Source organism: Maribacter vaceletii (assembly GCF_003634105.1).
Lineage (GTDB): Bacteria > Bacteroidota > Bacteroidia > Flavobacteriales > Flavobacteriaceae > Maribacter_B > Maribacter_B vaceletii.
Window position 1 is genome coordinate 1,367,337 of sequence record NZ_RBIQ01000007.1, and the last position, 15,453, is coordinate 1,382,789.

The window sequence follows — 15,453 nt, forward strand, 5'->3', positions numbered from 1 at the left end:
AATAATAGGTCTTTATTTTAGAATAATTTACTATGCATGCATAATTTTTTGTATTTTGTGATTGTCAATTTAAAAAAATAGGTATATTGTAATTGACTATATAACTTAATAAATTAAGAACAGAATGAGAAAAATACTCTTTTTATCCTTCCTTTTTATAGGACTGGGTAGTTATGCACAAACCATTGTAAAAGGTTCTGTGAGCGATCAAGATGCAAATCCTGTACCGGGAGCAAATATTGTAATTGTAGGAAAAGCAATAGGAACCGTTACAGATTTTGATGGTAATTTTGTATTAGAAACTTCTGAGAAGCCCCCCTTCGAATTAAGAATAACAAGTTTGGGCTACACAGAGGCATCTTCTAATGTTACAACAAATAACCAAACTATTTCTATTGTAATTAATGAAGAGCAAACCTTTTTAGATGAAGTAGTTATATCTGCATCTAGGACTCCAGAACGTATTTTTGAATCTCCAGTTACGGTAGAACGCTTTGGTTTAAAGGAAATAGAAACTACTGCAGCAGCAGATTTCTATGGTGGATTAGAAAACCTAAAAGGTGTAGATGTTAACACAAACAGTTTAACATTTAAATCTGTAAATACTAGAGGTTTTGCAACTTTTGCAAACAACAGGTTTATGCAATTGGTAGATGGTATGGACAATTCTACACCAGCTTTAAATTTCCCAATAGGAAATTTGGTAGGTATGATAGAGCCAGATGTGAAGAGTGTGGAATTACTGCCAGGAGCATCGTCTGCACTTTATGGTGCTAATGCTTTTAATGGAATTCTTTTTATGACAAGTAAAAGTCCTTTTGATTATGAAGGTATAAGTGTTTCTATAAAAAGAGGTATTACCTCTCAAAAAGCTGCAGGAGATAATGCGTACACAGATTTTGGTATACGTGCAGCACATAAGTTTAATGATAAATTTGCTGCAAAAGTAAATTTTGGATATTTAAAAGGTACAGATTGGGCTGCTACTAGTGAGGCAGATAAAACGACGCCAGGAGGAACAAGAGCAGATTTAAATTATGATGGTATAAATGTATATGGTGATGAGGTTTCTGCTAATATAAGAAAGGAGTCTGGTTTAGGAATAATACCTGATGTAGAGGTTAGTAGAACAGGGTATAATGAGGCTACATTAACAAATTATAATGCAGAAAGTATAAAAGCAGATTGGGGCTTATACTATAGACCAATAGAGGATAATAGTTTAGAAATATCTTATGTGGGAAAAGTAGGTACAGGTTCTACTATATACCAAGGAACAAATAGGTATAATATAAACGGGTTTTTTCAGCAACAGCATAAGTTAGAAGTTAGGAATGATAACTTTTTTCTTAGAGGCTATGTTGTAAATGATAAAGCAGGTGATTCTTATGATATGGTTTTCACTGGAATAAATATTAATAGAGCTTGGAAAAGTGATGAAGATTGGTTTGGAGATTATATTAGAACATATGCGGGGATTGAGTTAAGTGGAAACCCTTCTGGTTTAACAACCCAACAAAAGCATGATGCCGCTAGAGCTGTAGCAGATACAGGACGTTATTTGCCAGGTTCTCCGGAATTTAATGCAGCTTTTGAGCAATCTATAAAAAATCCAGATTTATCACAAGGCTCTAAATTTCAAGATGCTTCTAAGTATTATCATGCAGATGGGAATTATAATTTGGGACATTTAACAGATTTTGCAGATATACAAGTAGGTGGGTCTTATAGACAATATAGTTTAAATTCTTCAGGAACTATTTATACCGATTTAGATGGTCCTATAGATTATTCTGAGTTTGGAGTATATACACAAATTCAAAAGAAATTTGAGTTAGATGAAGAGAAGAGTGTAAAAATTACAGGATCAGTTCGTTATGATAAATCTGAATTTTTTGACGGATTCTTTTCTCCAAGAATCTCTGCAGGTTTAACTCTTAATCGTGATCATAACATTAGAGTTTCTGCGCAAACAGGTTTTAGAAATCCAACTACGCAAGATTTGTTTATTGGTTTAGATGCAGGTCGTGCAATTTTAATAGGTTCTGCACCAAATAATTTAGATAGGTATTCAAGAGAATTTGAAGTAAGTCAAGTAGGTCAAGATGATCTTGGGCAACCTGCCACGGTTACACAAACCGGAGCTGTAGCTTATAATAATTCTTATACAAGGAGTTCTGTAGAAGCCTTAGGAGAAACAGGAGACCCTAGTGTGTTAGAAGTAGCAAATCCAGGAATAGTAAAACCAGAGCAAGTACAGTCTATAGAGTTAGGCTATAGAGGTAAATTAGATAAATTAATAATAGACTTTAGTGTGTATTATAATAAGTATAAAGATTTTATATCTCAAGAAGTGGTAGTTTCTCCATATTATGGAAATGTTGGAGAACCTTTATCTATTGCTGCAATAGCAAATGAAGATTTTCAGGCATGGAGTACGTACACAAACTCTGAGGCAGACATTTCTTCTTATGGGGCTTCATTAGGTCTTTCTGCTAAAGTTTTTGGAAATTTTGATTTAAGTGGAAGTTATACCTATGCTAAGTTAGATTTTGATAGAGAAACCTATCCAGATTTTGCAACAAACTTTAACACACCAGAGCATAAGTTTAAGGCATCATTTGGTAATACCGAATTGTTTGAAAATTTAGGGTTTAACGTTTCTTACAGGTTTAGTGATGATTATTACTGGGAAGCTACTTTTGGTAATGGTGTAGTGCCAGAGTTTCATACCGTAGATGCGCAAATAAATTATACGGTCCCTAGCATTAAATCTTCTTTTAAAGTAGGAGCAACGAACTTGTTAGGCGATGAGTACTTTACAGCTTTTGGAACAGGGTTTATTGGTTCTATGTACTATTTATCATGGACTATAAATAACTAAAAAACTTAAAAAAATTACAATGAAAAATATAAAATACATACTACCATTACTTGTTATTAGTGCTTTTGTGGCATGTAATGATATTGAAGATGTTGATTTAGAAGCAGAAACAGAAGTAGCTGTGGAAGTGCCAGAATTAACAAAAGGATCTGTAGATTTCTCTACCTATGTTTCTTTGGGAAACTCATTAACAGCAGGTTTTTCAGATAACGCTTTATTTAAAGCGTCTCAAGAAAATTCGTTGCCAAATATATTAGCAAAAAAGTTTGCAATGTTAGGAGGGGGGACATTTACGCAGCCTTTAATGAATGATAATATTGGAGGACTTGTGCTTGGTGGAAACTTGGTAATAAATCCACAGGGAGACACTTTATTTATGCCAAGATTAGTAACTACTGGGGGGGCACCTAAAGACTTAGCAGACGTTATTGGCCCAATAACGCCAACTACAGATTTTGTGCTTAATAACCCAACAGGCCCTTTTAATAATATTGGAGTTCCAGGTGCTAGAAGTTTTCATATGATTTTTCAGGGTTATGGAAATATTGTGAATTTCCCTGCTGCAGCAAATCCGTATTTTATTAGAATGACGGGAGAAACACCAAACGCAAGTATGTTAGAATTGGCAATGGCGCAAAACCCAACATTTTTTACACTTTGGGCAGGAAATAATGATGTTCTAGGATATGCAACATCCGGAGGAGATGGTTCAAGCCCTATTACAGATAAAGCAACTTTCGATTTTTCTATTTCTACATTAATTACAAGCTTAACATCTGGTGAGGCTAAGGGGGTTGTAGCTAATATTCCTTATGTAACAGATATTCCTCATTTTACTACGGTTGCATATAATGCTCTAGACCCAAATGATGAAGAAAATGGCGCCGATCTTGTAGCTCAAATACCAACATTAAATATGGTATATGGGGCATTAAATCAAATTTTTGAAGTATTAGATCCTTCTCGTGTAATAACTTTTTCAACGACCGAAGCCAATGGGGTTGTAATTTATGATGAAACATTACCAGATTTATCAGCTCAAATTACGGGAGTACTATCGGTAAGTGATACCTTTAGTCTTTTTGTACAGTCTCTTGGTTTACCAGAGTCAAGTGTTCCCTTAGTGGCTACTTTAATGGGTAACGCTTACGGTCAAGCAAGACAAGCAAATGAAAATGATTTACTTGTGTTACCAAGTAGTTCTATAATAGGAGAGGTTAATAATTTTTCTTACCAAGCACTTTTAGGTTTTAATTTACCACCAAATTTAGCAGCACAATTTTCTGTTGAAGGTGTTTCTCTTCCTTTAATAGATAAATGGGTTTTATTGCCTAGTGAACAAGAAGAAATTAGAATTGCTACAGATGATTTTAATGCAACAATCAAAGCAGCTACAGATGCTGCAGGTTTAGCATTTGTGGATGCTAATGCTTTGTTAACTCAATTAGCAACTACAGGAATAGAGTCAGGAAACTTAAATCTTACCTCTAGTTTAGTAACTGGTGGAGCATTTTCTTTAGATGGTGTTCATTTAACCTCTAGAGGTTATGCTATGGCTGCAAATGAATTTATGAAAGCTATAGATGTTACCTATGGTACCAACTTTGAAGCATCTGGTAATTTAGTTAATATAGAAGATTACCCAACAAATTATTCCCCTGCATTACAATAACATAAAATAAATAGCATACAAAAAGGAGCAATATTGTTATTGCTCCTTTTTTTTGTTTAAACTGTTTTTAATTTAAGGTTTAAACCGTATCTTCGCAGCCTGAAAATAGAAGCCAAATTTGGCTTAATTAATACTAAATACTTAAACACGTAAGTAATGTCTAAAGTTACAGGTAAAGTTTCCCAAATTATTGGGCCAGTAGTGGATGTAGAATTTCAATCCGGAGCAGACCTTCCAAAAATTTACGATTCATTAGAAATTGTTAATAAAGATAGTTCTAAACTTGTATTAGAAGTACAATCCCATGTAGGGGAAAATACTGTTCGTACAATTTCTATGGATTCTACAGATGGTTTAAGTAGAGGAACAGAAGTAGTTGCAACAGGTAGTGCAATTCAAATGCCAATTGGTGATGATGTTTACGGACGTCTATTTAATGTAATTGGAGATGCTATTGATGGATTAGGAGATTTGCCAAAAGCAGGTAAAGATGGTCTTCCAATTCACCGTGAGGCACCTAAGTTTGAAGATTTATCTACTTCTACCGAAGTATTATTTACAGGTATTAAAGTAATAGACCTTATTGAGCCTTATGCAAAAGGTGGTAAAATTGGTTTATTTGGTGGTGCCGGAGTAGGTAAAACCGTATTAATACAAGAGTTAATTAACAATATTGCAAAAGGACACGGTGGTTTATCTGTTTTTGCGGGAGTAGGAGAACGTACTCGTGAAGGAAACGATTTATTACGTGAGATGTTAGAGTCTGGTATTATAAAGTACGGAGATGACTTTTTACATTCTATGGAAGATGGTGGATGGGATTTATCTAAAGTAGATAAATCTGCAATGAAAGATTCTAAAGCAACTTTTGTTTTTGGACAAATGAATGAGCCACCTGGAGCACGTGCACGTGTTGCATTATCTGGTTTAACAATTGCAGAATATTTCCGTGATGGAGCAGGAGAAGGGCAAGGTAAAGATGTACTTTTCTTTGTTGATAATATTTTCCGTTTTACGCAAGCAGGTTCTGAGGTATCGGCATTATTAGGTCGTATGCCATCTGCAGTAGGGTACCAACCAACATTAGCAACAGAAATGGGTGCTATGCAAGAGCGTATTACATCTACGAAAAGAGGTTCTATTACATCTGTACAAGCGGTATACGTACCTGCAGATGATTTAACGGATCCAGCACCAGCAACAACATTTGCTCACTTAGATGCAACTACAGTATTGTCTCGTAAAATTGCGGAGCTTGGTATTTACCCAGCGGTAGATCCATTAGATTCTACATCAAGAATTTTATCTCCAGAAATTTTAGGAAAAGACCACTATGGTTGTGCGCAACGTGTAAAAGAGTTATTACAACGTTATAAAGAATTACAAGATATTATTGCCATATTAGGTATGGAAGAATTATCTGAGGAAGATAAGTCTGCTGTTGGTAGAGCAAGACGTGTACAACGTTTCTTATCTCAGCCTTTCCATGTAGCAGAACAATTTACTGGTATACCAGGAGTTTTAGTAGATATTAAAGAGACTATTAAAGGGTTTAATATGATTATGGATGGAGAGTTAGATCACCTTCCAGAATCTGCTTTTAACCTTAAAGGTACTATCGAGGAAGCTATTGAGGCTGGAGAAAAAATGTTAGCGGAAGCATAAATAGTAATAAGTAAATAGTAATAAGTATTTAGAGTACTTATTACTATTTACTAACTACTTAATACTTAAAAAACATGTATTTAGAAATTGTATCACCAGAAGCTACATTATTTAGTAGTGATGTAGACTCTGTAGTTTTACCAGGAGTAAATGGTGAATTTCAGATTTTAGAAAATCACGCATCTATAGTATCTATTTTAAAGTCTGGGATTATTAAAATTCATACCCATTCTCAGTCTCATTTAGTTCTAGATGACCTTCATGGGGAAATAGTTCCTCATATAGATGATGACAAAATTTTAACTATTAAGATTAGTTCTGGAACTATAGAAATGAACAATAATAAAATTATTGTACTTGCAGATTAAGTTATAACTATAGACTAAAACAAAAGAGCCATACAATTGTATGGCTCTTTTGTTTTACTAGCTGGTATTTATTTAAGAGTTAGTATTACCCATTCCTGTTTTGCAGATATGTATTTGCCTAAAACTTTAAATCCAACAGCAATATGAGCATCTAATGATCTTTTATTTTTAAAATCTACTTCCGTAATAATAGAACTATATTCGGGTAATAAAAAAACTTTCATTTCTTTATATAAATTTCTGAAAACACCTTTTTTTCTATATTCTTTGTCAATGCATATTTGTCCCATTACTATATAATTTTTTTCCTCCGGAAGTAACTCTTTAATTTGATTGAACATGGGTTTTAATAACTCTATTTTATTAGCAAACATAGGATGCATGGAGAGTGCATAGCCAATTACTTTTCCATTATATTTTGCAATTGTATGCGGACAAATAGTATTCATTTCTTCTAGAATATCTAAAGTATGAGATACGGATACAAAACCTTCTTTTATTTTTTCTTCTGTAGATAAATTATTGGGTAAGTTTTGTTTTTGAAGTTTTAATATTTGTTGTATTTCATTTTTAGTTTTTGTCTTACAGTATACTATATTCATACTCATCATGGATAAAATAGATTATATAACACAAATATAATATTCATTAACATTACCATAACTTTGATAAAAGCAACCAAATTAGTTTTTGTTGTCTATGTTTAAAACACAAATAATGACCAAACCATTTTTAACTATACTTTTTATTTTATCTATTCCTCTTAGTAATTACGCACAAGAAGAAATAGTATTACAATATTATAATCAATTTTCTTCTAATATTAGTTATGCTACTTTGGGCAGTTTAGATATTAATTATGAAAGAACTATAAGTAAGTATATTACGGCAGGTGTAGGGGTTACCAGTTATAGTAATAGTCATAATGATTTAAATTTAGAAAAATACGATGGGTATAGTGATTATAAGGTAAATCTAGAAATAAATCCTTTTGTAAGATTATATGTTCATAACACACAAAAAAAGAGTCTTTTCATAGAGGTTTTAGGTTCTTATAATGAAGCAGAAGTGAATACAGGAAGACGTATTTCTAGAACAGTAAACAATTTAGGGTACGGTGTTTATGCTTATGACTATGGTGCTCAAAAAATGGAGAATATAGGATTAGGAACAGGAGTTGGTTATAGGTTTTTACTTCTTAAAAATAGATTAGTTTTAGAAGCGCAATTTGGAGTACGAACAAACTTAAAAGAGATATGGATTTATGATATTGGTTTGGTTAGAACAGGAATTAAAGCCGGATATCGTTTTTAAAAGATTAAACTATGAAAAAAAATATTGCATTAATAGGGATTGTTCTAGGTAGTTTATTTTGGACACAATGTTCTCCTCCAGACGATGATTATATAAACTGGAACACTATAGAGTTAAAGGTAAAAAATGCCTTAAAAATAGAAAACAAAGAAAACTACACCGTAGGGGATACGCTTTTTTTTGAACTAAATTTTAGTAGATATTTACCAGAAGATGGGCAAACTACAGATTTGGATGTATATGAAACCTCAGGAGTAAATAAATTTACTTATGGATTTGGAATGTTAAAATACTCATCATTTTCAGATAGTTATCAGGGAGTTAGTATTAATGAAAAGTACTTATTGTCAGAAAAAGGAAGTGTTAATTACGCTAGTCAAGTATTTACAATATTAAATCCTGATACAAATATTTATGAATCTAGGATAGGAATTATTTTAGTGGAAGAAGGTGAATATCAATTAGATTTTAGTTATTTAACTTTGTATAGCGACTATAATCCTGATAAACCTTCTGTAGGGATAGAACATATAATTTCAGAAGACTTACCACTATTATTAAACTTTAGAGTATCTAAATAAAAAATATAATTTCAGTGTTTTAAAATGTGTTTTGTAAAGGGAAAAGATATTAAATTTGGGGTATGCGCAATTTCCCCACTATTTTAAATAAAAAACTTAAAAAAAGAAAACAAGAAGCAGCTCTTCGGAGTTTGCCTGTTGCTAGTAATTTAGTAGATTTTTCTTCTAATGATTATTTGGGTTTTGCAACGAACGAAACTTTATACGCAAATACGTTTCAGCTTTTATTGAATAAGGGAGTTTCTCATAATGGTGCTACTGGCTCCAGACTTATTTCTGGAAATCATGATTTATATACTGATTTAGAACAAAATTTAGCTTCGTTCTTTAAATCGGATAGTGCCTTGGTTTTTAATTCTGGTTACGACGCAAATTTGGGATTCTTTAGTGCTATTCCTCAAAGAGGAGATATTATTTTGTTTGATGCTTTAATACATGCCAGTATTCGCGATGGTATTTTACTAAGTAATGCCAAAAGTTATAAGTATAGTCACAATAGCATAGTAGATTTAGAAGAGAAGATTAATCAGGCTATTCAAAAAGATTTTGAAGGAGAAGTATATATTGTTACAGAATCTATTTTTTCAATGGATGGCGATTGTCCAGATATAGAAACACTACTAAAATTTTCAAAAAAAAATGATTTCCATTTAATAGTAGATGAAGCTCATGCTGTTGGTGTTTTTGGAGATGAAGGAGAAGGTTTGGTGCAACAAAATAAAGCATATAAAGATGTTTTTGCTAGAATTGTAACTTTTGGAAAAGCCTTTGGTAGTCATGGTGCTGCCGTTTTAGGAAGCGAACAGTTAAAAGAATATTTGGTAAATTTTTCTAGGAGTTTTATTTATACAACTGCATTACCTCCCCATACAATAGCAACAATTACAGCTGCTGTTAAATTTGTAACGGAAAAAGAAGGTGAAAAGGCTAGAAAGGATTTAAAGGAAAAGATAGAATTATTTAAGAAGAAGGTTAAAGATTTAAAACTTCAGGATTTATTTATCCCTAGTAATTCGGCAATACAATGTTGTCTTATTCCAGGTAACGGAAAGGTTAAAAAAGTTGCAGAAAAATTACAAGAAAAAGGCTTTAATGTAAAAGCTATTTTGGCGCCAACAGTGCCAGAAGGTCAAGAAAGACTACGTTTTTGTATACATTCTCATAACTCTAAAGAAGAAATAGGATTAGTCCTTCAAATTTTAGCAAGCTGTATTTAAATAGTATGGAAGATAAGTTTTATATGCTTGGTTCTTTTGAGTTTGCCGCAGATGTGCAAATAATTAAAGGAAAATTAGAATCCGAAGGTATTCCAGTGTTTTTAAGAGACGAGAACACTTTAAATTCAGACCCATTAATAAGTAACGCTATTGGAGGTGTAAAGCTACAAGTATATACAAAAGATAAAGAACGTGCCTTAAAAGTATATAATGAGATAAGAGCATATGCTATAGATACAAATGGGAACCCTATAGAGTGTCCAAACTGCAAGGCAAAAAAGTCTGAGGTTTTTTATAAAAGAGATTCTATACTTTATAAGTTGTTTCCCTTTTTTGAAAAAAGAAAATACAAATGCCTTAATTGTGGTATAATAACAAAGCCAGAATAATATGCAAAAAATATTTGTAACAGGAATTTCTACAGAAGTTGGTAAAACAGTAGCTTCTGCAATTTTTGTAGAAGCCCTAGAGGCAGATTATTGGAAACCTGTACAAGCGGGCGAATTAGAAGATTCTGATAGTCATAAAATAAAAGAATTTATATCTAATTCTAAAACAAAAATTTTCCCAAATAGTTACGCTCTTAAAACTCCTATGAGTCCACATGCAGCAGCAGAAATAGATGGCGTTGTTATTAATTTAAAAGAGATAAAAGAACCAAAAACAAATAACCACTTAGTTATTGAAGGAGCCGGTGGACTACTAGTTCCTTTAAATGATACGGACACAATACTAGATATTATTAAACTAGACTATAAAATTATTGTTGTTTCAAGACATTATCTAGGAAGTATAAACCATACCTTATTAACCTTGCAGGTTTTGCAAAATAAAGGTTTTAAGAATATTGCTTTGGTTTTTAGTGGAAATGAGCATAAAACTACTGAAGAAATAATCTTAAAAAAAACTGGAATCCCTGTAATTGGAAGAATTAATGAAGAGGATGAATTTACTAAAGAAGTAATTAAGAAGTATGCTAATTTATTTAGAACTAATTTAGTGTTTTAAGAAAAGAACTACTCTAGTTTTATTAAGTTTAATTCTTCTTTCTTTATTGTAAAAGTGTAAATAGGGAGTAAGTTTTTCTCTAAGTCAATAGTTCTAAGAATATAATACCCTTTTTTATCTATACTTTTTATTTTATCTATTCTAGTACCTTGCATTTCTAAATATGCAGCAGTTTTATAAAAATCAAAAGGAATTTTTTTATGTTCTTTAATGCTTTCTTGAGAAAGTAAATAAATAGGATTTTGTTTCGTAATTAAGGCAATTTCTTTAGCTTGTTTTTTGTATAGCCCACTGGAAGATTTTATTGCCTTTATAGGAAAAACTATTGAAGAATATGCAAGTCTGGTAACTATAAAAAAACTAATAATAAAAAGGTTTTTATTCCAAGGATTAGTGGTTTTTAATGAAAATAATAAGCATGTTATAAGTAGCAATCCAAAAGTAATAGATAGGCTAGTTATATTAGGATTAACCTTTACATAGGAAATAAAAGGCAGTACAAATATAGCTACGCAAATAATAATCATGATTACTTTTAGTATGGTATAGTAGATAGTAAGTAGGGTACTTTTTTTAGAAAAGTGAAAAGTGAAAATATAAACCAAAACACTAATAACCATTGGGTAAAACATATAGGTGTAACGCATACGAGCTCCTGCAGATATCCAGTATATTATAAAATTAAAAAAGAAAGCCAAGACTAAAAAATAGATGTATTTGTGATTTTTAATTTTGGCTATAGCCTTTTTATTAAAAATAAATAATAATAATAAAGTGGCAGGAAAAAGGTTGCCTACTAAATTTAAGGGGAAAGTAAACAGGTGTTTTATTAAGCCTATAAATGGGTTATTGCCAGATGCACTAGTTTTGTTTTGAGTTAAACTCCACATGTCTAAGATATAAGTATAAACATCTTCTTGTAAACTATAGTAATAAAAATAAGTAACTATAGCACCAATAGACAAACAAAAAGAAAGAATATGAGCAAAAGAAAATAGCTTTATAAATTTGCGTTTATAGATAAAATAGGTAAGTAACGTAATCCCAACAAAAACTAATGCTACAACTCCTTTTGTAAAAAAAGCTAGGGTGCCAAAAAAATAGGTGCTTAAAAAAAGCAAGTACATATTTTCTTTTTCGAAAAAATAAAAAATACTAAGAATACTAAGTAGAATTAGTAAGGAAAAGAAAATATCTATCTCTGCAATAGTAGAATAGAAAAAATATAAGTCTGCAGAAATTAGATAAAAGAAAGCGCTAAGTATTCCAAATTTAATAGAAACGTACTTTTTTCCAGTAAAAAAAATTAAAATTCCTGTTAGTAGTAAGGATAAAGCACATGGAAACCGAAAAGCAAATTCAGATTCTGAACCAAAAATTTTAGCGCTTGTGGCTAAAACAATATTCCATAAAGGGGGATGGTCATACCAGGTTTCATTAAAAATGGTAGTTACCATATAATTATTATGGAAAAGCATTTCTAAGGCTACTAAAATTCTTCTAGGTTCTTCTAAAATTAGCGGAACGTAATTTAGATTAAGAAATATAGAAAAGATATACAAAACAAAAAGAAACAGAGATAGCTTTATGTATAATTTATCTGAATTTATAACCTTAAAAAAAATGTTTTTATTCATCTTTGCAAGATAGATAAAATAATGAAGGCGAAAAATCTATCAGAAAGAGATAAAAAGCATTTGTGGCATCCGTTAACGCAACACAAATTGCATTCCAGCATGTTAGCAATAACAAAAGCAAAAGAAGCTTTATTATATGATGAGGACGGGAAAGAATATATAGACGGTATAGCTTCGTGGTACACGTGTATGTATGGCCATTGTAATGATTATATTATAGAAAAGGCATACAAGCAAATGCAAACTTTAGACCAGGTGGTTTTTAGTGGTTTTACCCATGAACCAGCTGTACTTTTATCAGAAGCATTAATAAAGATATTGCCAGAAAATCAAGAGAAATTATTCCTGTCAGATAATGGTTCTACCTCTACAGAAATTGGGATTAAAATGGCTTTACAATACCATTTTAATCAAGGAAATAAACGTCCTGTAATGTTAGCTTTTGAAGATGGTTTTCATGGGGATACTTTTGGGTCTATGTCGGTTTCTAGTCTTTCTGTTTATAACGGTCCTTTCGAAGATTTTTTTATTGAGGTAGAACGTATTCCTGTACCTACAAAACAAAATATAGATGTACTTATTTCTGATTTACAAACGAGACTTAAGAAATCTGATATTGCTGGTTTTATATACGAACCTTTGGTGCAAGGAGCTGCAGCAATGAAAATGCATGATGCAGACGGATTAAATAAAATACTTACCGTATTAAAACAACATAACGTTATTACTATTGCAGATGAGGTAATGACAGGTTTTGGGAAAACAGGAAAGAACTTTGCCTCAGATTATTTGTCTGTAAAACCAGATGTTATATGCATGTCTAAAGCACTTACTGCTGGTTTAGTTCCTATGGCAATTACCAGTTGTACACAAAAAGTATACGATGCTTTTTATAGTGATGATATTGCAAAAGGATTATTTCATGGGCATACCTACACGGCAAACCCAATAGCTTGTACAGCTGCTATAGCAGGGATAGAGCTACTGCAAACGGATGTAATGCAAAAAAATATAAAACGTATAATTGCATCGCATCAAAAGTTTAATGCCGAAATAAAGGACCACTCCAAAGTTGCCAGTACTAGACAATGCGGAATAATTTTTGCGTTAGATTTAGCTATTAAAATGGAACGTTACGGTAATCTAAGGGATAAATTATTTAAACATTTTATGGATAATGGAGTATTTTTGCGTCCATTAGGAAATACTATTTATATATTGGCTCCTTATGTAATTTCAGAAGCACAATTACAAAAAATTTATAGTACTATTAAAAGTGCTTTAGAAATTGTTTAATACTTTTTAATTTGATAAAACCTATATCCATAACTGCAATTGGCTCTGTTTCTCCACTTGGAGATTCTTTAGATGAAGTATGGAGTAATTATAAAAAGGATAGCCATTTTTTCCGAAAGAAAGAGTTTGAAAGTGGCGAAGAATGGATAGCTGGTTTATCTCAAAAAAGTCTAGAAGAAATTGAAGCATTAAAACAATCCGATTCTAAGTATAAGAATTTAGATAATACAGTTCTTTTTGCTTTGTTGGCTGCTAGAAAAGCCATGAAAATGGCGCACTGGAAAGCAGGAGATAATTTTGGAATAAATATGGGTTCTTCTCGAGGAGCAACTGCATTATTCGAAAAATATCATAAAGAATATATAACAGAAAATAAAGCTTCTACTTTAAGTTCTCCTACAACTACCTTAGGTAATATTTCTTCTTGGATAGCGCATGATTTGCAAACCCAAGGCCCAGAAATATCGCACTCTATAACTTGTTCTACAGCTTTACATGCATTACTTAATGGCGTGGCATGGATACAAAGCGGTTTAGTAAATAAATTTATGGTTGGTGGTAGTGAGGCACCATTAACACCGTTTACTTTAGCACAAATAAAAGCGCTAAAAATATACTCTAATAGTGTAGAAGACTACCCTTGCCAAGCTTTAAATTTAGAAAAGAAAAGAAATACCATGATTTTAGGAGAAGGCGCTTCGGTAGCTTGTCTAGAAAACGGAAATTCTAAAAACGCTTTGGCAACAATAGAAGGTATTGGTTATGCTACAGAAATTTTAAAACATAATATTTCTATATCGTCTGATGCAGTATGTTTTCAGCGTTCTATGAAAATGGCATTGGCTGGTACTAACCCAGACGATGTAGATGTAATTGTAATGCATGCACCAGGAACCATAAAAGGAGATATATCAGAATTTAAAGCCATAGAAAAGGTTTTTTGTAACGAAACCCCTTCGTTGACTACTAATAAGTGGAAAGTAGGGCATACTTTTGGAGCATCAGGAGCTTTAAGTCTAGAGTTTGCAGTCCTAATGTTGGTAAATCAGGAGTTTATAGGTGTTCCATTTATAGAAAGTACAAAGCCATCAAAAATTAAAAAAATAATAGTAAACGCTGTTGGTTTTGGCGGTAATGCGGTTTCTATTTTACTTTCTAAATAAGAGGGATTTTTCTTATCCTTTTTTCAAAAAATAGTCTATCTTGGATTTCTAACCTAAACACAAAAATTTATGGAAGAATGGTTTGTTGCGCTTACACTTTTTGAAAAAGTCTATTGGGTTATTGCTGGTATTTCCTCAGTAATCTTCATTATATTATTAATTATGACATTGATTGGCGGAGATGCAGATGGAATAGATGGTGATGTAGATGCAGAGATTGATGGAGACACTGGAATAGGATTTCAATTTTTATCTTTTAAAAACTTAATGGGTTTTCTTACCATTTTTGGGTGGTCCGGAATTTCTTGTTTAGATGCTGGTTTGTCTAAATCTCTTACCATAACTATATCTATTTTTTGTGGTTTATTAATGATGTTTGCGATGGCATCTATATTTTATTATTTAGGTAAACTACAAAGTAGCGGTACTTTAAAACTTAATAATGCACTAAATCAAATAGGAGAAGTGTATTTAACCGTTGGTAATAAACGCTCCAAAATAGGAAAAGTTAGTATTACAGTGCAAGGCTCTTTAAGAGAGTTAGAAGCTTTAACAGAAGAAGACAGAGATTTAGTACAAGGAGATGTTGTTAATGTTAAAGAAGTTACCAAAAACGGAATATTAATTGTTGAACTATTAAATAAATAA

General features: G+C 31.9%; 14 protein-coding genes. 12 read left to right on the forward strand and 2 right to left on the reverse strand.

The window, feature by feature from the left end; translation table 11 throughout:
• Positions 1–124 precede the first annotated feature (124 nt).
• The 4 genes from CLV91_RS05540 to CLV91_RS05555 all read left to right on the forward strand — a co-directional run bounded on the left by CLV91_RS05540 (position 125) and on the right by CLV91_RS05555 (position 6,589).
• Entirely contained in the window at positions 125–2,884 is a 2,760-nt protein-coding gene (locus CLV91_RS05540; protein WP_121064774.1) for a TonB-dependent receptor, read from the forward strand.
• A gap of 19 nt (positions 2,885–2,903) precedes the next feature.
• Positions 2,904–4,556 (forward strand): SGNH/GDSL hydrolase family protein, encoded by a 1,653-nt coding sequence (locus tag CLV91_RS05545; RefSeq protein ID WP_121064776.1) that lies wholly within the window; start codon positions 2,904–2,906, stop codon positions 4,554–4,556.
• A gap of 156 nt (positions 4,557–4,712) precedes the next feature.
• Positions 4,713–6,221 (forward strand): F0F1 ATP synthase subunit beta, encoded by a 1,509-nt coding sequence (gene atpD, locus CLV91_RS05550; RefSeq protein WP_121064779.1) that lies wholly within the window; start codon positions 4,713–4,715, stop codon positions 6,219–6,221.
• Between the two features lie 74 nt (positions 6,222–6,295).
• Complete coding sequence (locus CLV91_RS05555) at positions 6,296–6,589, forward strand: F0F1 ATP synthase subunit epsilon (RefSeq protein WP_121064781.1); 294 nt, start codon at positions 6,296–6,298, stop codon at positions 6,587–6,589.
• A gap of 68 nt (positions 6,590–6,657) precedes the next feature.
• Here CLV91_RS05555 and CLV91_RS05560 read toward each other — a convergent pair whose 3' ends face one another.
• Positions 6,658–7,191, reverse strand: coding sequence for a GNAT family N-acetyltransferase (locus CLV91_RS05560; RefSeq protein ID WP_121064783.1), 534 nt, complete (start codon positions 7,189–7,191; stop codon positions 6,658–6,660).
• 115 nt (positions 7,192–7,306) lie between these two features.
• Here CLV91_RS05560 and CLV91_RS05565 point away from each other — a divergent pair, with 115 nt between their 5' ends.
• The 5 genes from CLV91_RS05565 (at position 7,307) to bioD (ending at position 10,709) form a co-directional block, all read left to right on the forward strand.
• Positions 7,307–7,903, forward strand: coding sequence for a hypothetical protein (locus CLV91_RS05565; protein ID WP_121064785.1), 597 nt, complete (start codon positions 7,307–7,309; stop codon positions 7,901–7,903).
• Positions 7,904–7,914: 11 nt separating this feature from the next.
• Entirely contained in the window at positions 7,915–8,484 is a 570-nt protein-coding gene (locus CLV91_RS05570; RefSeq protein ID WP_121064787.1) for a hypothetical protein, read from the forward strand.
• A gap of 62 nt (positions 8,485–8,546) precedes the next feature.
• Entirely contained in the window at positions 8,547–9,701 is a 1,155-nt protein-coding gene (locus CLV91_RS05575) for an aminotransferase class I/II-fold pyridoxal phosphate-dependent enzyme (protein WP_121064789.1), read from the forward strand.
• Positions 9,702–9,706: 5 nt separating this feature from the next.
• Entirely contained in the window at positions 9,707–10,090 is a 384-nt protein-coding gene (locus CLV91_RS05580; RefSeq protein ID WP_121064791.1) for a putative signal transducing protein, read from the forward strand.
• A gap of 1 nt (position 10,091) precedes the next feature.
• Positions 10,092–10,709 (forward strand): dethiobiotin synthase, encoded by a 618-nt coding sequence (gene bioD, locus CLV91_RS05585; protein ID WP_121064793.1) that lies wholly within the window; start codon positions 10,092–10,094, stop codon positions 10,707–10,709.
• An 8-nt stretch (positions 10,710–10,717) separates the two neighbouring features.
• Here bioD and CLV91_RS05590 read toward each other — a convergent pair whose 3' ends face one another.
• Positions 10,718–12,346 carry an ArnT family glycosyltransferase gene (locus tag CLV91_RS05590; RefSeq protein ID WP_121064795.1) on the reverse strand — a complete coding sequence of 543 codons (1,629 nt, stop codon included), beginning with the start codon at positions 12,344–12,346 and terminating at the stop codon, positions 10,718–10,720.
• Positions 12,347–12,367: 21 nt separating this feature from the next.
• On the opposite strand from CLV91_RS05590, the gene bioA reads away from it, so the two are divergent.
• From bioA to CLV91_RS05605, 3 genes are all read left to right on the forward strand, one after another.
• Positions 12,368–13,642, forward strand: a complete 1,275-nt coding sequence (gene bioA, locus CLV91_RS05595) for an adenosylmethionine--8-amino-7-oxononanoate transaminase (RefSeq protein ID WP_121064797.1) — start codon at positions 12,368–12,370, stop codon at positions 13,640–13,642.
• 11 nt (positions 13,643–13,653) lie between these two features.
• Positions 13,654–14,805, forward strand: coding sequence for a beta-ketoacyl synthase N-terminal-like domain-containing protein (locus CLV91_RS05600; protein WP_121064799.1), 1,152 nt, complete (start codon positions 13,654–13,656; stop codon positions 14,803–14,805).
• 69 nt (positions 14,806–14,874) lie between these two features.
• A complete protein-coding gene (locus CLV91_RS05605) occupies positions 14,875–15,453 on the forward strand; it encodes a hypothetical protein (RefSeq protein ID WP_121064801.1) in 579 nt (192 codons plus the stop codon).

Coding starts and splice junctions, on each gene's coding strand:
- bioD (WP_121064793.1), top strand. CDS start 10,092: ATGCAAAAAATATTTGTAACAGGAATTTCTACAGAAGTTGGTAAAACA.
- CLV91_RS05540 (WP_121064774.1), top strand. CDS start 125: ATGAGAAAAATACTCTTTTTATCCTTCCTTTTTATAGGACTGGGTAGT.
- CLV91_RS05575 (WP_121064789.1), top strand. CDS start 8,547: ATGCGCAATTTCCCCACTATTTTAAATAAAAAACTTAAAAAAAGAAAA.
- CLV91_RS05605 (WP_121064801.1), top strand. CDS start 14,875: ATGGAAGAATGGTTTGTTGCGCTTACACTTTTTGAAAAAGTCTATTGG.
- bioA (WP_121064797.1), top strand. CDS start 12,368: ATGAAGGCGAAAAATCTATCAGAAAGAGATAAAAAGCATTTGTGGCAT.
- CLV91_RS05560 (WP_121064783.1), bottom strand. CDS start 7,191: ATGAATATAGTATACTGTAAGACAAAAACTAAAAATGAAATACAACAA.
- CLV91_RS05580 (WP_121064791.1), top strand. CDS start 9,707: ATGGAAGATAAGTTTTATATGCTTGGTTCTTTTGAGTTTGCCGCAGAT.
- atpD (WP_121064779.1), top strand. CDS start 4,713: ATGTCTAAAGTTACAGGTAAAGTTTCCCAAATTATTGGGCCAGTAGTG.
- CLV91_RS05570 (WP_121064787.1), top strand. CDS start 7,915: ATGAAAAAAAATATTGCATTAATAGGGATTGTTCTAGGTAGTTTATTT.
- CLV91_RS05565 (WP_121064785.1), top strand. CDS start 7,307: ATGACCAAACCATTTTTAACTATACTTTTTATTTTATCTATTCCTCTT.
- CLV91_RS05590 (WP_121064795.1), bottom strand. CDS start 12,346: ATGAATAAAAACATTTTTTTTAAGGTTATAAATTCAGATAAATTATAC.
- CLV91_RS05555 (WP_121064781.1), top strand. CDS start 6,296: ATGTATTTAGAAATTGTATCACCAGAAGCTACATTATTTAGTAGTGAT.
- CLV91_RS05545 (WP_121064776.1), top strand. CDS start 2,904: ATGAAAAATATAAAATACATACTACCATTACTTGTTATTAGTGCTTTT.